Below are 14,279 nucleotides of genomic sequence, written 5' to 3' on the forward strand. Positions count from 1 at the left end.
GCGTCTGGCGGTGGTGGAACAGACGCGGCACCGCCCAGCTCGGCGCCGAGTGACGACGAGCCGCCAGATGACTACTTCGATGAGCCGGGCGACGTGATCGCAGCCCGATCGGCCCCAGCGGCATCCAGCCGCAAGGGGTCGGTGAAGCGCGGCGCAATTGACTTGTCGGTTCTCGACAAGTGACCTGTAACTAGCCCGACTAAATGTTTGGGCACTGAAGGGAGCTAACGATGCAAGTGGACGAAAAGAACCAGAGCGCCGAGGACACCAAGCCGGCCAAGATGCCGCGCAAGCCGTCGGCACGGCTTCAAGCGGCTACGGCGGCGGCCGAGAAGGCCGCGCCAGCCAGCCAGAGCGGGAAAGCGGCGGAAGCCGCGCCTGCACCTGCGGCCGGCCAAGCACCGCGCGGGCAAGAACATGCTCAGTCCGCCGCCCAGCAAGGCCAGGACGCCGGCAGGCGCCGGCTGCACGACGTGCGCGACGTGCCGCACGCACTGCGGCAGGAAGCGCAAGCGAAGTGGGGCACCAGCGTGGAAATCAGCGCCTCGCGCGAAAACGGCCGCTACACGGGACCGGTCTTCACGAGCGGCGAATACCTCGCGCAGAAGGTCGGCGAGCGCAGCGTGGTGGTCCATCAGGTTGGCGACGTGGACTTCACGACGAACGACAACATGAAGCGTCGCGCCAGTGAAAAACGGCTGACCGACGTGAACATGCAGATCAACTATCAGGGCGACAAGGGACAGGCACATTTCCACGATCCGAAGCGAGCCGCGATCGAGGAAATGTTCAGCCGCATCCATCGCACCGCGAAGGAAACGCTGGGCAGCGATTTCGAGCCCTTCGCGCGCGATCTCGACGTGGTGAAGAACCGAATAGTCGAGCAGTACCGCGAGTCGAAGCAACGGCAGTTCGACGCCCGCACTCAATCCCAGGCGCCGCAGCGCGGCCATGAACAACAGCGCGGCGAGCGGCCCGCTGCACACCCCGAACGCTAAGGAGCAAATGACCATGAAGAAGACACTTCTTGCAATGACGGTGGCGGCGACGCTCGCAGGGTGCGGCGGGCCGCCGAAGGTGGCAATGCCGAGCGGCAGCGACCGCACGCCAGTCAACAGCGAGGCGCGCATCGAAGACTACAAGGCACGAAATGCCGAGGAACAGGCTGCGTATCGCGAGCGCAGCGCGCTCGCTCGCCAGGTCGAGAGCATGAAAGCCGAGCTGGCCGCGCTGAAGTCATACCTCGTCCTGCAGAGCATGGAGGCGGCGACAAACCGCCCAAAAGCGATGCCGGTGCCGCAGCCCTCTCAGGGCCGGGCACCGGTAGCGGCGCCGGCAACCTCGCCGGCGCCGGCGATGCTGCAGGTCTCGACAGCAAAGCCCGTCGCGCTCAATGAAGCCGAGTCTGTCGAGGTGCGTGGCCAAGCCGTGGTTTTCCGCGTCAGCCACGCCTTCGCCAAGACCGATTTCAAGCCATCTGATGCGATGCAAGAAGAGCTGCTGAAGGCGGCTCGAAGTGGCAAGCGCGTGGAAATCCGTGGCCGCACGGATGCCGAGTTCGACAACCCGATCGATCGTGACATCGCGATGCTGCGGGCGCTGAAGGCACGGCGCTTTCTGGTCAGCAATGGCGTGCCGCTTTCCAAGATCCACATGACCTATTTGGCCTCGGGTGGCTTCGCGGTCGACAACAGCACGCCGGAAGGCAAATCCATCAACCGTCGCGTCGAAATCGAAGCGATGGACCTCGATACCTCGGCGTTCGCCACGGCCAGCGCTGCAACGACAGTTGGGAGCACACAATGAGCGACAAACCGGAAGAGATTTCGCGCGATACGTTGACGGCCGAGCTGGACTTCGGCAATGCAGAGCCCGGCCCTGCCGGACTCGGGAAAGGCGGCGTCGTCGACGCCGCACTGCCAGGCACGGAGAAGACCGTGGGCGGCCCTGCCGCCGAGCTGGACAGGGATGACCCGTTGGTGGCCTTGCTGACGGGACGCGAACAGGCCCTTGCTTGGCCGAGGGACCACTTGAAGGGCGAGTCCGCAGCGGATGTCGCGAAGGTCGACATCGACTTCCTCAACAAGATCGAGGACCCTGCGAAGCGAGCGGAAGGCGCCGCCGCGATTGCGGCGATCGCGGAGACGCAAGGTGCGTACAAGGAAGCATTGATCGAAAACCATCGCGCTGAAGCGCGCGAGGTTGCTGGGCATGCGCGTTTCACCGTGCAGTTGGAGGCGGCCGGGAAGGGCGCGCAGGTCCTTCACTTCTCGAACGATCCGGCCGAGGCGATGGAACGCTATGCGCAGGAGTCGAAGCGCGATTTCATCAGCACACAGCCGGCAGGTACGTCGGTGTCGCTCACGGATTCGGAGTTGAAGCTGGATGCGGCGCGCACCAGCGAGGGTACGGGCGCATTCCGCGAGCAGTTCGGCAAGGAAGAAGGCCGCGAGGCCTACGCGGCGGCTCTGGTGACGCTCGCAGGCCGCGCATCCGCGCAGGCCGAGAAGGAGACTCCAGCGGTTCCTGACCTGGTGATCGACGACCGCGACATGGCGCGCGTGGCTTCGACACGAGAGCGAGATACCGCGGCTGCGCGGAAAGACCTGGGCGTCGGAGAAGCTGAAGCGAACGAGCGTTTCGTGCAGGAGCTCGATTCGCGGATGGCCAAGTCCGAGTTGGAGGAACTGGGCTGGCGCGATCGGACGGACCTTTCCGACGTGATGCGTGACCTTGAAGTCCTGGCGGGCCGGGACTGGCAGACGGCAGCGAAGCTGTGGGACAAGTACCGGCCAGGTGACATCGACAAGCCGATTTTCATCGATGGGGATGACGTCGACGTGGTGAAGCCGTCGACGAAGGCGCCTCAACAGGTCACGGAAGAGCGGGCCAACACCGTCGATCGCGAACGCAGTCCGAAGGACCAGGACGACGACAAGAAGGAGTTCGTGACGCCCGAGGCGCTGCGCAAGCGCTATTTGCAGGCGGACGCGAAGTTCTACTTCCGGGACGACGAGAACCGGCTGGCCTTCGAGGACAAGGGCAAGCGCCTGGCGACGGACCACAACGATCCGGCGATCGCGCTGTCGATGGTCGAGCTGGCACAGGCGAAGGGCTGGAATGCCCTGAAGCTCAAGGGGTCCGACGAGTTCAAGCGCGAGGTGTGGCTGCAAGCCTCGCTGCGCGGTATGGAGGTGCAGGGCTACGAGCCGCGCGATGTGGACCGGGCCAAGCTGGCCGACATGCGCAAGGAACCGGTACACGCGGCCGACAAGGCCGTGAACAGCATCGAGCAGGCGACGACCAGGGCGAAGGCTGTGGAGCAGCCTGAACGGGCCGTGGCAGCGCCGGAAAGGGCCTCAGTGCCCGAGAAGGCGGCGGTGATCGATGAGCATCACCGCACGCTCAGTGAGCCACAGCGCCTGGCGGTCGAAACCCTGAAAGGTCTGCTGCGGGCGCGAGGCGACTCGGAGAAGGCTGTGGACATGGCGGCCGAGTTGGCGGCGGAGCGCTTCCAGAACAACCGGGTTCACGTCGGAAAGGTGCTGGAGCATGGCGCGGCGCCATACGAGCACAACAAGGACAACGAGCAGAGCTACTACGTCAAGCTCCAGACGCCGGCTGGGGAAAAGACCGTCTGGGGCGTCGACCTTCAGCGCGCCATGTCCGAAAGCAAGTCGGTTGCCGGCGACGAGGTGGCACTGTCGTACCAGGGCAGGCAGGCTGTGACCATTCAGGTCAAGCAGCGCGACAGCGAAGGAAAGGTGACGGGTACGGCAGACCTCGTGACGAACCGCAACACCTGGGATGTGAACCGACTCGAGAACGTGCGGGAAGAGGTCAAGCATCGCTTGACTGAAGCCGCACGGGCAACGGAGCGTCAGCCGCTGGTGAAGGTCTACGACCGGAACGCGCAGCGCGCCGAGCCGACGGTGGAAGTGGTTCGCGAGCCAGCGCGCAATCCAGAGCGGGCGAGGGGGTAAGCGCGCATGACGAAGTACCTTTGGATTGCGGAGAAGAAGACGCTCGCCGAAGCGGTGGCCAAGGTTCTTCCTGGAACCTTGGCCGATCACGGCACACACCTGGTGAAGGGCGATCACGCCTTCGTGGCGCTCTCCGGCCACGCGTTCCAGCAGGCCATGCCGGACCATTACTTGGGCGACGACGTGCCGACGGCACCGAGTGGCCGGAAGGTCTGGCGCATGGTCGATCTGCCGGTTGTCCCGGATCAGTGGGTCATCTTCCCGATGGAGAAGAACAAGGCCCGTCTTGAGAAGTTGTCCGAGCTGCTGCGCACTTGCGAAATCGTCTATCACCTGGGCGACCCTGGCTCCGAAGGGCAACTACTGGTCGACGAAGCGCTGCATTTCTACGGGAACACGAAGCCAGTGAAACGGGTGCTCGTCAACGACTACAACGAGTCGAAGGTCAAGCAGGCGGTGGCCAACGCGCGCGATAACAACGAGGCCAAGTTTCAGGCGTGGTATCGCTGGGCGCTTGCTCGCAGTCACTACGACTGGCTGGTGGGGTTGAACGGTACGCGTGCGATGACCACGCGTGGCCGTGAGCTGGGCTACGACGGTCTTCTGCCGGTTGGCAGCGTGCAGACGCCTTTGCTCTACATCTGGGTAGAGCGCGACAAGCTCATCGAGTCGTTCAAGCCGAGCCCGTATTTCACCCTCTCGGCGACGGTTGCGCATGCCAACGGCGCCTTCCGGGCGAGCTGGAAGCCCTCGGAGGACCAGGCCGGCCTCGACGCAGAGGGCAGGCTGACAAATGCGGCCGTGGCGCAGGCGTTGTCAGCCCGGCTGACGGGCAAGCCTGGCCGGATCACGGCCTACGCGAAGACCAAGAAGCAGGAACGCGCGCCGCTTCCCATGTCCTTGAATGAGCTGCAAATCGAGGGGTTCAAGCACTTCGGCTATTCCGGCGCGGTGGTGCTAAAAGCGGCGCAAGAGTTGTATTCGACCTACCAGGTCGCGACGTATCCGCGCAGTGAAAACCGATACCTCTCGCTGGCGGCGCATGGGGATGCGCCTCGCGTCATGGCTGCTGTGTTCAAGGTTCGCCCGGACCTCGCTGGCCTGTCCAGCGTGCTCGATGTGTCGCGAAAGTCCCCTGCTTTTGACGACGCGAAGATGGAGGGGCAAGACCACCATGGCGTGATCCCAGCAGTGCCGGAACGCGCGGTCGACCCAAAGAGCTGGACCGAAGTGGAGCGCAACGTGTACGACTTGATTGTGCGCAGCTACTTGGCGCAGTTCGCTGCACCTTATGAGTTCATGCACACGGTCATTGGCGTGGATGTCGATGGTGAGAGGTTTTCCGCGACGGGCAAGACGCCTGTGGCAGAGGGCTGGAAGGCTGTGTATGCGGAGGTGGTCGACGAGGATGCTGCGGCTTCCGACACGAAGACCGATGACAAGCAGACGCTGCCGACGTTGGCGCAAGGTGATTCGGTGACGTGCACGAAGTGCGAGTCGACCAGCAGGAACACGACGCCGCCGCCTCGCTTCGACGAAGCGCTGGCCCTGGCGGCCATGGAGAACATCTACAAATTCGTGGATGACCCTGAAGCCAAGTTGCGCCTGAAGCTCGGGACGGTTGGGGACGGCGACGACGCCGGCGAAGGCGTGGGTGTCGGCATCGGCACGGCGGCGACACGCGCCAGCATCACGGCAGACCTGCGGACACGCAACCTCGTCATTCCCGTGAAGGAGGGCAGCAAGAAGGAGATGACATCGCCGGCAGCGCGCACGCTCATCGAGGCGTTGCCGATGTCGGTGAAGGACCCAGCTCGGGCCGGTATCTTCAAGGCCACCCTGGACAAGGTTGCCTCTGGAGAGCTGAGCTACGAGGACTTCATGCGCCAGACCGTGGAATGGGTCACCGACGTGGTGGCCCAGGCGCGGACCGCGACGATGAAGCTCCCGCTCGCGGCCGGCGTGACGCTGTGCCCGAAGTGCAAAACAGGCGTGCTGCGGCGCAAGGAAGGCGAGAAGGGCGCGTATTGGTACTGCGGCAACTGGAACCACGAGACGGACAAGTGCGATGCGCGTTTTCAGGATGCTGGTGGCAAGCCGTTGACGACGGACATCCCGTGCCCAACGTGCAAGGAGGGCCACCTTCGCCGCAAGGTCGGCGCCAACGGAGCGTACTGGTTCTGCTCGAACTGGAATCGCGATCCGAACAAGTGCGAAGCGAAATTTGAAGACAAGGCGGGGCGGCCGGACACGGCACCGAAGCCTGTCTACAAATGCCCGACGTGCAAGGAAGGTGCGCTCCGCAGCATCAAGGGAAAGACCGGCCCGTTCTGGGGTTGCAGTCGCTACGAACAAGGGTGCAAGGCGACGTTCCCCGACAAGTCTGGCAAGCCCGACACGGCGCCGAAGCCTGTCTACAAATGCACGAAGTGCAAGGTGGGCGAGCTGCGCTCGATCCCCGGTCCGAAGGGGGCCTTCTGGGGGTGCACTCGGTTCAAGGAAGGGTGCAAAGCGACCTTCCCGGACAAGGCTGGAAAGCCTGATCTAGCGGCCAAACCACGAACGCCTGCTTAGCGCAGCCACCCCCCATGAAAACTCAAATTTCGACCGCGGCTGCGGGGCCGCGAAGCTTTGCTGTTGCCGACGGAACGCTGGAAGCCCTGAAATGGAGCGCTTTGGTGCTCATGACGGGCGACCACGTGAACAAGTATTTGCTCGGGGACCGAGTGCATCTGCTGTTCATTTTGGGCCGCCTGGTGATGCCGATCTTCGCCTTCGTGCTTGCCTACAACCTGGCGCGGCCGGGGGTGCTCGAAGCCGGTGCCGCGCGCCGAACTGCCGTCCGGCTGCTGGCTGTCGGCGTGCTCTCGACGCCGGCCTTTCTCGCCTTGAACACGCTGCTCGCTGGCTGGTGGCCGCTGAACATCATGTTCATGTTGCTGGTGGCGGTCCTCGCGATCGCACTGCTCCACAGGGGCGGTGCGATCGGCATCGCCGGCGCTGCGTTCGTGGCCGCGATCGGCGGTAGCTCGGTCGAGTTCTGGTGGCCGGCCGTCTTGCTTTGCGTGGGCTTCTGGCTCTATGCACGTCGACCTGGTGCAAGCGCCCTCGTACTCATCGTGGCGTCCTGCGCTGCCCTCTGGGTCATCAACCGCAACCACTGGGCGCTTGCTGCGCTCCCGCTGGTCCTGCTCGCCGACAAGGTGACGCTGCGCGTCCCTCGCATTCGGTGGGCCTTCTACGCCTTCTACCCGCTTCACCTCTCGGTGATCTGGCTTCTCAGTAGGTCTTTCCATGGGTGATTCCTGCGCCTTCTGCACGTCACCAACCAATCCCGCGACAGCGTTTTCCGACGCCCTGCTTTCGCGGTCTTACGCAATGGGCGTCGGATCTTGTCTCCGGGTGCATCACGCGTTCAGCAGCAGCACCAACAACTTCAACTCAGGGATCAACAAATGAACTTCAAGCTCAGTCTCCTGGCCGCCACTGCGGCGATGGCCTGCAATCTTGCAGGCGCACAAGTGGTCGGCTCGACCACGAGTACGGAAACCGCTGTCGGTGTGGGTGCGGCCGCGCAGCTCAACGGCACGGCCGTTGGTGCATTGTCGAATGCAGGCCTTCAAAGCGTGGCCGTAGGCGGCAACGCGAATGCTGGCTCGCAAGGCTCTGTTGCGGTCGGCGGCTGCATCAATGTGGTGTGCGTTGAAAACGGCGTCGTGGTGAATCGCCCCTTGCCGGTCGGCCAGCAGTCGACTGCGGTTGGCGGCGGCTCTCGCACTTCGGGCGACAGCTCGACGGCGCTGGGTGCGAACGCGAACGCGTCGAATACCAATTCCGTGGCTCTCGGCGCGGGTAGCCAGACCACGCGTGACAACACGGTGGAAGTCGGCGGCCGGCAGATCACTGGCGTGGCGGCTGGTTCGGCTGGCACTGATGCTGTGAACGTCAATCAACTGAATGGCGGACTTGCCTCGACGCTCAACCAAGCCAACGCCTACACGGATGCGAAGTCCGGCCAGGCGGTGAACCAGGCCGTCAGCCAGTCGAACTCATATACGGATTCGCGCGTGACGACCACGCTGAATGATTCCAAGACCTACACCGATGCCCGTGTGACACAGGCGATCGACGATTCGAAGGCCTACACCGACGCCAAGGCCATCACCACGCTGAATCAAGCGAACAGCTACACCGATGCCCGCGTGACGCAGGCGATCGATGACTCGAAGGCCTACACCGACGCGAAAGCCATCACCACGCTGAACCAGGCCAACACCTATACCGACGGCAAGACGAAGTACTTCCAGGCGAATTCCACGGGAGCGGCCTCGGTGGCCAGTGGCACGGATTCCGTGGCCGTCGGGCCAGGCACTGTCGTCTCGGGCAACAACGCGATTGCGGGCGGCAAGGGTGCCACCGCAAGCGCCGACGACACGGTTGTTTTCGGCTCGGGCGCGCAGGGCACTGCCTCGGGTGCTGTGGCTGTCGGTGCTGGCTCGAATGCGAGCGGCGTTTCGTCCTCGGCATACGGCCAGGGCGCAACGGCATCCGGCGAAAAGAGCACGGCGCTGGGCTATCAGGCGACGGCTGTGAATGCTGGTGACGTGGCAATCGGCTCGGGCGCTACGGCGACTGGGCAGGCCGGCGTGGGCTCTGCGGTGGCCATAGGCGCGGGCAACAAAGCGACGGGTGCCGGCGCCGTGGCGATCGGCGATCCGAGTGTGGCGAACGGTACGGGTGCCGTGGCGGCCGGCTTCAACTCGATTGCGACCTCGGACGGCACAGCAGCAGGCGGCGCGGCCAATGGCGCCATCGCCATGGGCAATGCATCCATCGCGACAGGGCAGGGCTCTGTCGCCCTGGGCAACACGTCGACGACGGGTGGAGCTGGTGGCGTGGCCATTGGCGACACCGCCAAGGCTGCGCAGACGAATGGCGTTGCGTTGGGTTCGGGTGCCTCGGCCGCCAACGCCAATGACGTTGCCCTCGGCGCCGGCTCAACCACCGCAACAGCGGTCGGCACCACGGGGACCACGCTGAACACCATCGCGTACAGTTTTGCCGGCACCGCGCCGACAAGCACTGTCAGCGTGGGGGCCGCGGGCAGCGAGCGGACCATCACGAATGTGGCAGCTGGGCGCCTTTCTGCGGCCAGCACTGATGCGGTGAACGGTAGCCAGCTCAACGCGACGAACACGGCGCTCAATGCGCTTGGCGTCAACGTGAACACCCTGGGTTCGTCGACGGCCGCCAACTTCGGCGGTGGATCGACCTATGACTCGAAGACCGGCACCGTCTCGGCACCGGGCTACACGATCAACGGCGTGACCTACAACAACGTCGGCAGTGCATTCGGCGCGATCGGCAGCACGCTGGCAGCGACGAACCCAAGCAACTTGCCGCCCGCATCGGCCACAGGATCGAACTCGGTTGCGATCGGCCCGGGATCGGTGGCGAACCGTGACAACAGCGTGTCTGTTGGCAGCGCTGGCACAGAACGGCAGATCACCAATGTCGCACCTGGTGTGGCACCGACGGACGCGACGAATCTGGGGCAGGTCACGGCCATGGTGGACAGAAGCTCGAATATTGGCCAGGCGTACACGGACAACCGCATCAACGGGCTGGACGCCAAGCTGTCGAGGCGCATCGCGGGTGTTGGCGCAATCGCCATGGCGGCCTCTGCGCTGGTGCCGAATGCACGTGCTGATGGTGATTCGAGCGTCAGCGCTGCGGTGGGCACATACGGCGGCGAGAACGCGATTGCGGTCGGCGTGAATCACTACGTGAGCAACAACGTGCTGGTGAACGCACGCGTTTCCTGGACCAGCGGTGGCAGCGCGCGAGTCGGCGCGGCTGTTGGCGTGACTTGGGGGTTCAAGTGAGCGGCGGCGTGCGCCTCGGGCGCTTTCCCTTGTTCGTCATCCTTTCCGTCGTAGCCGCAGTGAGTGTCGGATGCGGCGGCGGCGGAGGTGGCGGAGGTGGCGGCGCTGCAATGGGCATGCTGCCACTCGCCAGCACATCGGCGCCGGCGACGGCTGCTGCGCCAGCGCAGGACAGCGGCGCATCGAGCTCGACCGCTTCGCCTGTCGACTGCTCAGTGACGCTGTATGGCGATTCAATCCTCTATGGCGGGACCAACATCACGGGGGCAGGACCTGGCCGGTTGCAGGAGCCGCCAGCGGTCGGACTGGTGAGGATGCGCCCGCTGGTGGCGGTCACTGATCGCACGGAACCTGGGGACTATGCGACGCGCCGTTTGCCCGTTTTCATGAACGACCGCATCACGTCACGCTTCGTTGTTATCGAGCACGGCCTGAACGATGCTGGCCACGATTTCGACTACGAGACGCCATTGCGGACCATGGTCCAACGGGTCAAGGCTCTTCAAAAGACAGCGATCGTGACGGGTCTTTCCCACGTGCGTGAAGGCGTCGACCAGCGAGACGCCTACGACGCGATTGCAAGCCGGGTTGCCAAGGAAGAGGGCGTTGCCTTCGCGAATTGGGGTTCTGTCCCATTCACTCGCGACAGCACCGATTTCGCTGACGACGTTCACCCAGCGCAGCCGTACTCCACGAGGCTGACAGAGCAGCTTGCGCGAACCATTGACGGCCTCGCGCCAGAGTGCCGCTAGCGAGCTGCACCGCGTCACCAGGTCAAGGCCGGCTTCCTTCGGGGAGTCGGCCTTTTTCGTCGACCATCGCCGCCGACGGCGATGCTGCAGGTGGATTTTGAGCGGCATGAGCTGGTGGGGCAGGGCAGGGGCCGCCGGCGTAGAGACTCGCCAGAAATGGCGGTGCTCGAGCAGGGTGGCCACCATCGCCATTTCGGGCGATGCTTGCCGGCACATCGGCGGAAATGGCGTTGCAAGATCCTGAAGGCTTTATCCACGGACTGGCCCTGTGGGAAACCCACCGCAACCTCGCGGATTGCACGAGGTGGGTTTTCCATAGGCGCCGCAGTCAGCGGCGGGCGGTGGATAAGGCTGACGGGGGGAAGGGGGCCGATCCCGCGTGATGCGGGGGGCTAAGCGGGGAGAAACCAGCGCTCGAAGGCTTCGAGCACACGGGGGTCGACCTCGGCGAGCGGTACGCTCGTTCTGCGCTCGATCGTCATGGCGGCCCACAGGTCCGCCATGCGGTTTGCGTCAGGGTGCATCTTCAAATCGGTGCCCTCTGGCGGATGAGCGGCCATACAGCGGGATAGCGCCTGGTCCAGCTCGCCGAAAGTGAGCTGCTGCGGGTCGACAAGCACGGCGGACATAGCGCCGGCTCCCTCAGTGGAACAGAGGGTAGAGGACGACCCGGAACAGGCCGTAGGCCACGCAGCCCACCAGCGCCAGCCCAAGCGCGCCGAGGAAGGCCGCACGGACAGTCCGGAAGAAGCCGCGGCCGACGGCCGTAGCAAACCGGAAAGGCGCGGTCAGCACCGCCAGCACGAAGGCGAGCGCGTTCCTGGCCTTCACGAGAGAAGTCCCGAAGTCGGGGTCAAGATGCAGAGTGGCACGGTTCATTTTGTACTCTCCCTTTCGATGCCGGCTAGCAAATCGAAATGATCGCGTTCAGCCGGTCACAACACTCCTGAAAATCGGTAAGCAGTGCTTGCCCGATGGGATGAGGCCTCGCATTCCGAGCACGCCAGTCGAAAGACTTTGGCTGGTGCGCCAGGACGTACGAAGCGGCCGTCCCTTTCTTTACCGTCAACTTCACCGCGAACGGGTTGCCCTCGTTCATCGGTGAGTGCGTCATCGGCAAGCCAATGACGATGCCGGTCCTGTCGTTGAAAGCCTTGGTGGAAAGCACCAGCATCGGATGTTCACCAGGCATTTCGTCTCCCATGTGCGGGCTGTGGTCGATGTAGATCACGTCGCGACGATCGGGCGCCCACAACACTCCCGCCATCAAGCGACCTCGTGCGCACTGGAAGCGCCAGCCTCGACGCCGATCGGCGCAAAGGCCATTGCCTCGCCACCATGAACTGCCGGGTCGAACTTCTTGAGCATCTGCGACAGCGACAGCTTCGGCTCGCCAAGGCGGCGCAACAGGATGCCGTCTTCGACGACCTCGACCACGACCGGCTGCCCGAGCTTGAAATGCGCGGCCTTGGCCACGGGCGACGTGATGCGGACAGCGAGGCCATTGCCCCACTCCTGCACCTTCTGCTCGACAGCGACGGGAGCTGCTTTGTTCGGCATGCTTGACTCCTAGAAAATGTTGAGACAAGTATAAACTTTTCCGTTCGATGTAGCAACGCGTAGATACGTTGGCATGGTAAAATTGCGCTCAAACTACCGTCATGGAGGACGTTATGGGCACGAAGGCAGAACGCCAGTACGCGATGACTCAGGCGCTCGCGAACACTCGCATCGAGGGACACAAGCCGACTCCCGAATTTCTCGCTGACGCAGCGGCCGTCGTCGAAGGCAAGCTGACGTACGACCAGGCGGTGAAAGCAAGCGCTGCGCGCGCGACGGGCCGAACCCGCACCCATGAAGACACGCCGCCACTGGCGGCAGCTCGACCGAAGGTGGCCACCGCTCGGGGGCGCTGATCGTGCGCGAGTTCGGCGACCCGTACAGCTATCCCGGCACCCGAGTTCTTCGCAACAAGCAGGACATCCGCGACGATGCAAAGCTGACCGAGTTCGAGTACGAAGCCACCGCGCTGCGTGCTGCCGAGCTGCGAGAGAAACCGATCAGTGGCAAGCATGACCTGGCGCAGTTGCAGGCCACGCACAAGCACCTGTTCCAGGACGTGTACGAATGGGCCGGAGAGCTGCGAACGGTGAACATCGCCAAGGGCGGTTCGCAGTTTGCGCAGCCCGCATTCATCGAGAGTCAGGCGCGCTCGCTCACGAAGGAGCTGGAGAAGGAAGGCAACCTCCGCGGGCTCGAAAAGCCGGAGTTCGTCGATCGGCTGGCCTACTACTACTCGGAGTACAACGCTCTGCACCCCTTCAGAGAGGGAAATGGGAGAGCCACCCGTGAATTCATCGGTCAGATCGCCCGCGACGCAGGATACGAGCTGGACCAGACACGAATCGATAACGCCAAGGGCCAGTGGAACGAAGCGGCAAGGCGCAGTTTCCACGGCGACCTCGAAGGCGTCAAACAGATCTTCTCCGAAGCGATCCGGCCGGCGCGCGCAGTGGCCTTCGAGCACTTGCCACAAGCCGAGGCAGTGGCCAAGCACCCCGAGTTGAAGGGTACGTATGCAGGCTTGGCGGCAGTGAAGGACGCGTATTCGCAGCGATTTCCCGGTGATGGTTCATTGCAGAACAAGTATTTGACACAGGCGCAGGGCGCCGTGGCCAAGGCACTCGACGCCGGCAAGACCCCCGAGCCGAAAGCGGAACGTGCTTCCCCTGTGCAGCAGCAGCCAGAGCACAAGAATCCAGCAGAAGCAGGAAAGCAAAGACCGCCGACGCCAGAGCGGTGAATCCGTCGGCCTTCGTGTTGTTTCCGCAGCTTCCACGCCGCTATCGCGCCCATTTGACGCATACTTCGCTTGTTGCGCGCATGTTATGCGCGACATGGCGAAGGCCGCGGCCCGATTTCTGCGGCTGGGGAAGTAGGGGGAGAGATGTTCGGATTCTTCAAGAGCGCAAAGCTCAAAAAGCTCGAAGTGCTTGCGACAACTCGGAATGACACCGGTGGGCTATTCAAGCGGATTGATGAGAACCGCGAATTGCTCGAAGTGCTGTTCCGCGAGGCACCCAGCTTCATGCAGAGTCACCCATGGGTCGAAGGCTGGATCAAGGGCAATGACGCCTTTTTTGAGGGCGTGAGAAGCACCTTAGGCCTCGAACTAGACAACCTGCACCCGTTCTTGGCAAACCGTGTGCCGCGCGCCTGGCCCCAGCCGTTGGCGGCACAACCACCTCGGTTGTCGGAGCGTGCACCAGCGCAGCCGAGCCCTGATTGGAAGGCACATGCGTACCCCCTACAGCAGGTCGTGATTAAGCTTCAGGGGACTCGGCGAAGCAACAAGACGGCCATCATCAATCAACTCGAAATCGTGCGCTCTCGGCTGCAAGTGGGCGAAGCAAAGGGAAGCGAGCACGACGACGATTTCGGGTACTCATTCACGTACCACTACGCCGTCGACGGGCCATCCTTCTTCGATGAACCCTGCGGATATGAAGGCGACCTGTATCCGTCGGGCAAGCAAGGGTGAGCGCGTGTGAAGACGATGAGATTCCATCTCTCAGATCCGCTCGCTACCGTGGTAGCCCTCAAGCGTTTCACGCGCGGGCACAAGTACCCACGTCTGGGCGTAGTCGACGAAGCCTCCG

The 14,279-nt window shown here is 63.6% G+C and carries 15 protein-coding genes; 11 read left to right on the forward strand and 4 right to left on the reverse strand.

Annotated features, from left to right (window positions below; translation table 11 throughout):
* From ACT6S0_RS22260 to ACT6S0_RS22295, 8 genes are all read left to right on the forward strand, one after another.
* Positions 1-183, forward strand: a 183-nt coding sequence (locus tag ACT6S0_RS22260; RefSeq protein WP_444765957.1) for a hypothetical protein, incomplete at its 5' end; no start/stop codon positions are given.
* A 47-nt stretch (positions 184-230) separates the two neighbouring features.
* The gene (locus tag ACT6S0_RS22265; RefSeq protein ID WP_444765958.1) at positions 231-998 is read left to right on the forward strand and encodes a hypothetical protein; all 768 of its coding nucleotides are present in this window, start codon (positions 231-233) and stop codon (positions 996-998) included.
* Positions 952-1,806: an OmpA family protein gene (locus ACT6S0_RS22270; protein ID WP_444765959.1), complete on the forward strand. Its 855-nt coding sequence runs from the start codon at positions 952-954 to the stop codon at positions 1,804-1,806. The genes ACT6S0_RS22265 and ACT6S0_RS22270 overlap by 47 nt, the downstream gene beginning before the upstream one ends.
* Positions 1,803-3,983, forward strand: a complete 2,181-nt coding sequence (locus tag ACT6S0_RS22275; protein ID WP_444765960.1) for an LPD7 domain-containing protein — start codon at positions 1,803-1,805, stop codon at positions 3,981-3,983. The genes ACT6S0_RS22270 and ACT6S0_RS22275 overlap by 4 nt, the downstream gene beginning before the upstream one ends.
* Before the next feature lie 6 nt (positions 3,984-3,989).
* Entirely contained in the window at positions 3,990-6,557 is a 2,568-nt protein-coding gene (locus ACT6S0_RS22280) for a DNA topoisomerase (RefSeq protein WP_444765961.1), read from the forward strand.
* A gap of 14 nt (positions 6,558-6,571) precedes the next feature.
* The gene (locus tag ACT6S0_RS22285) at positions 6,572-7,285 is read left to right on the forward strand and encodes a TraX family protein (RefSeq protein ID WP_444765962.1); all 714 of its coding nucleotides are present in this window, start codon (positions 6,572-6,574) and stop codon (positions 7,283-7,285) included.
* 153 nt (positions 7,286-7,438) lie between these two features.
* Positions 7,439-9,868, forward strand: a complete 2,430-nt coding sequence (locus ACT6S0_RS22290) for a YadA family autotransporter adhesin (RefSeq protein ID WP_444765963.1) — start codon at positions 7,439-7,441, stop codon at positions 9,866-9,868.
* 116 nt (positions 9,869-9,984) lie between these two features.
* Complete coding sequence (locus ACT6S0_RS22295) at positions 9,985-10,620, forward strand: SGNH/GDSL hydrolase family protein (RefSeq protein WP_444765964.1); 636 nt, start codon at positions 9,985-9,987, stop codon at positions 10,618-10,620.
* A 392-nt stretch (positions 10,621-11,012) separates the two neighbouring features.
* Here ACT6S0_RS22295 and ACT6S0_RS22300 read toward each other — a convergent pair whose 3' ends face one another.
* Genes ACT6S0_RS22300 through ACT6S0_RS22315 form a run of 4 tightly spaced genes read right to left on the reverse strand, consistent with a single transcriptional unit; the run spans position 11,013 to position 12,180 of the window.
* A complete protein-coding gene (locus tag ACT6S0_RS22300) occupies positions 11,013-11,249 on the reverse strand; it encodes a DUF3717 domain-containing protein (RefSeq protein ID WP_126025930.1) in 237 nt (78 codons plus the stop codon).
* Between the two features lie 13 nt (positions 11,250-11,262).
* Positions 11,263-11,499, reverse strand: coding sequence for a hypothetical protein (locus tag ACT6S0_RS22305; protein WP_444765965.1), 237 nt, complete (start codon positions 11,497-11,499; stop codon positions 11,263-11,265).
* A 25-nt stretch (positions 11,500-11,524) separates the two neighbouring features.
* Positions 11,525-11,851, reverse strand: a complete 327-nt coding sequence (locus ACT6S0_RS22310; protein WP_444765966.1) for a type II toxin-antitoxin system PemK/MazF family toxin — start codon at positions 11,849-11,851, stop codon at positions 11,525-11,527.
* A 35-nt stretch (positions 11,852-11,886) separates the two neighbouring features.
* Positions 11,887-12,180: an AbrB/MazE/SpoVT family DNA-binding domain-containing protein gene (locus ACT6S0_RS22315; RefSeq protein WP_444765967.1), complete on the reverse strand. Its 294-nt coding sequence runs from the start codon at positions 12,178-12,180 to the stop codon at positions 11,887-11,889.
* Positions 12,181-12,293: 113 nt separating this feature from the next.
* Between ACT6S0_RS22315 and ACT6S0_RS22320 the strand changes: the two genes are divergently transcribed.
* The 3 genes from ACT6S0_RS22320 (at position 12,294) to ACT6S0_RS22330 (ending at position 14,161) form a co-directional block, all read left to right on the forward strand.
* Positions 12,294-12,536, forward strand: coding sequence for an antitoxin VbhA family protein (locus ACT6S0_RS22320; protein ID WP_444765968.1), 243 nt, complete (start codon positions 12,294-12,296; stop codon positions 12,534-12,536).
* 2 nt (positions 12,537-12,538) lie between these two features.
* Positions 12,539-13,423: a putative adenosine monophosphate-protein transferase Fic gene (locus ACT6S0_RS22325; protein ID WP_444765969.1), complete on the forward strand. Its 885-nt coding sequence runs from the start codon at positions 12,539-12,541 to the stop codon at positions 13,421-13,423.
* A 144-nt stretch (positions 13,424-13,567) separates the two neighbouring features.
* Entirely contained in the window at positions 13,568-14,161 is a 594-nt protein-coding gene (locus ACT6S0_RS22330; protein ID WP_444765970.1) for a hypothetical protein, read from the forward strand.
* The last annotated feature ends 118 nt before the right edge of the window (positions 14,162-14,279 follow it).

Origin of the sequence: Roseateles sp., assembly GCF_052436255.1 — a bacterium.
GTDB lineage: Bacteria > Pseudomonadota > Gammaproteobacteria > Burkholderiales > Burkholderiaceae_C > Pelomonas.

What these genes read in the sequence shown, in the direction of transcription:
- ACT6S0_RS22270 (WP_444765959.1), top strand. Translation starts at nt 952, where the DNA reads ATGAACAACAGCGCGGCGAGCGGCCCGCTGCACACCCCGAACGCTAAG.
- ACT6S0_RS22295 (WP_444765964.1), top strand. Translation starts at nt 9,985, where the DNA reads ATGCTGCCACTCGCCAGCACATCGGCGCCGGCGACGGCTGCTGCGCCA.
- ACT6S0_RS22320 (WP_444765968.1), top strand. Translation starts at nt 12,294, where the DNA reads ATGGGCACGAAGGCAGAACGCCAGTACGCGATGACTCAGGCGCTCGCG.
- ACT6S0_RS22300 (WP_126025930.1), bottom strand. Translation starts at nt 11,249, where the DNA reads ATGTCCGCCGTGCTTGTCGACCCGCAGCAGCTCACTTTCGGCGAGCTG.
- ACT6S0_RS22275 (WP_444765960.1), top strand. Translation starts at nt 1,803, where the DNA reads ATGAGCGACAAACCGGAAGAGATTTCGCGCGATACGTTGACGGCCGAG.
- ACT6S0_RS22280 (WP_444765961.1), top strand. Translation starts at nt 3,990, where the DNA reads ATGACGAAGTACCTTTGGATTGCGGAGAAGAAGACGCTCGCCGAAGCG.
- ACT6S0_RS22285 (WP_444765962.1), top strand. Translation starts at nt 6,572, where the DNA reads ATGAAAACTCAAATTTCGACCGCGGCTGCGGGGCCGCGAAGCTTTGCT.
- ACT6S0_RS22330 (WP_444765970.1), top strand. Translation starts at nt 13,568, where the DNA reads ATGTTCGGATTCTTCAAGAGCGCAAAGCTCAAAAAGCTCGAAGTGCTT.
- ACT6S0_RS22290 (WP_444765963.1), top strand. Translation starts at nt 7,439, where the DNA reads ATGAACTTCAAGCTCAGTCTCCTGGCCGCCACTGCGGCGATGGCCTGC.
- ACT6S0_RS22315 (WP_444765967.1), bottom strand. Translation starts at nt 12,180, where the DNA reads ATGCCGAACAAAGCAGCTCCCGTCGCTGTCGAGCAGAAGGTGCAGGAG.
- ACT6S0_RS22265 (WP_444765958.1), top strand. Translation starts at nt 231, where the DNA reads ATGCAAGTGGACGAAAAGAACCAGAGCGCCGAGGACACCAAGCCGGCC.
- ACT6S0_RS22305 (WP_444765965.1), bottom strand. Translation starts at nt 11,499, where the DNA reads ATGAACCGTGCCACTCTGCATCTTGACCCCGACTTCGGGACTTCTCTC.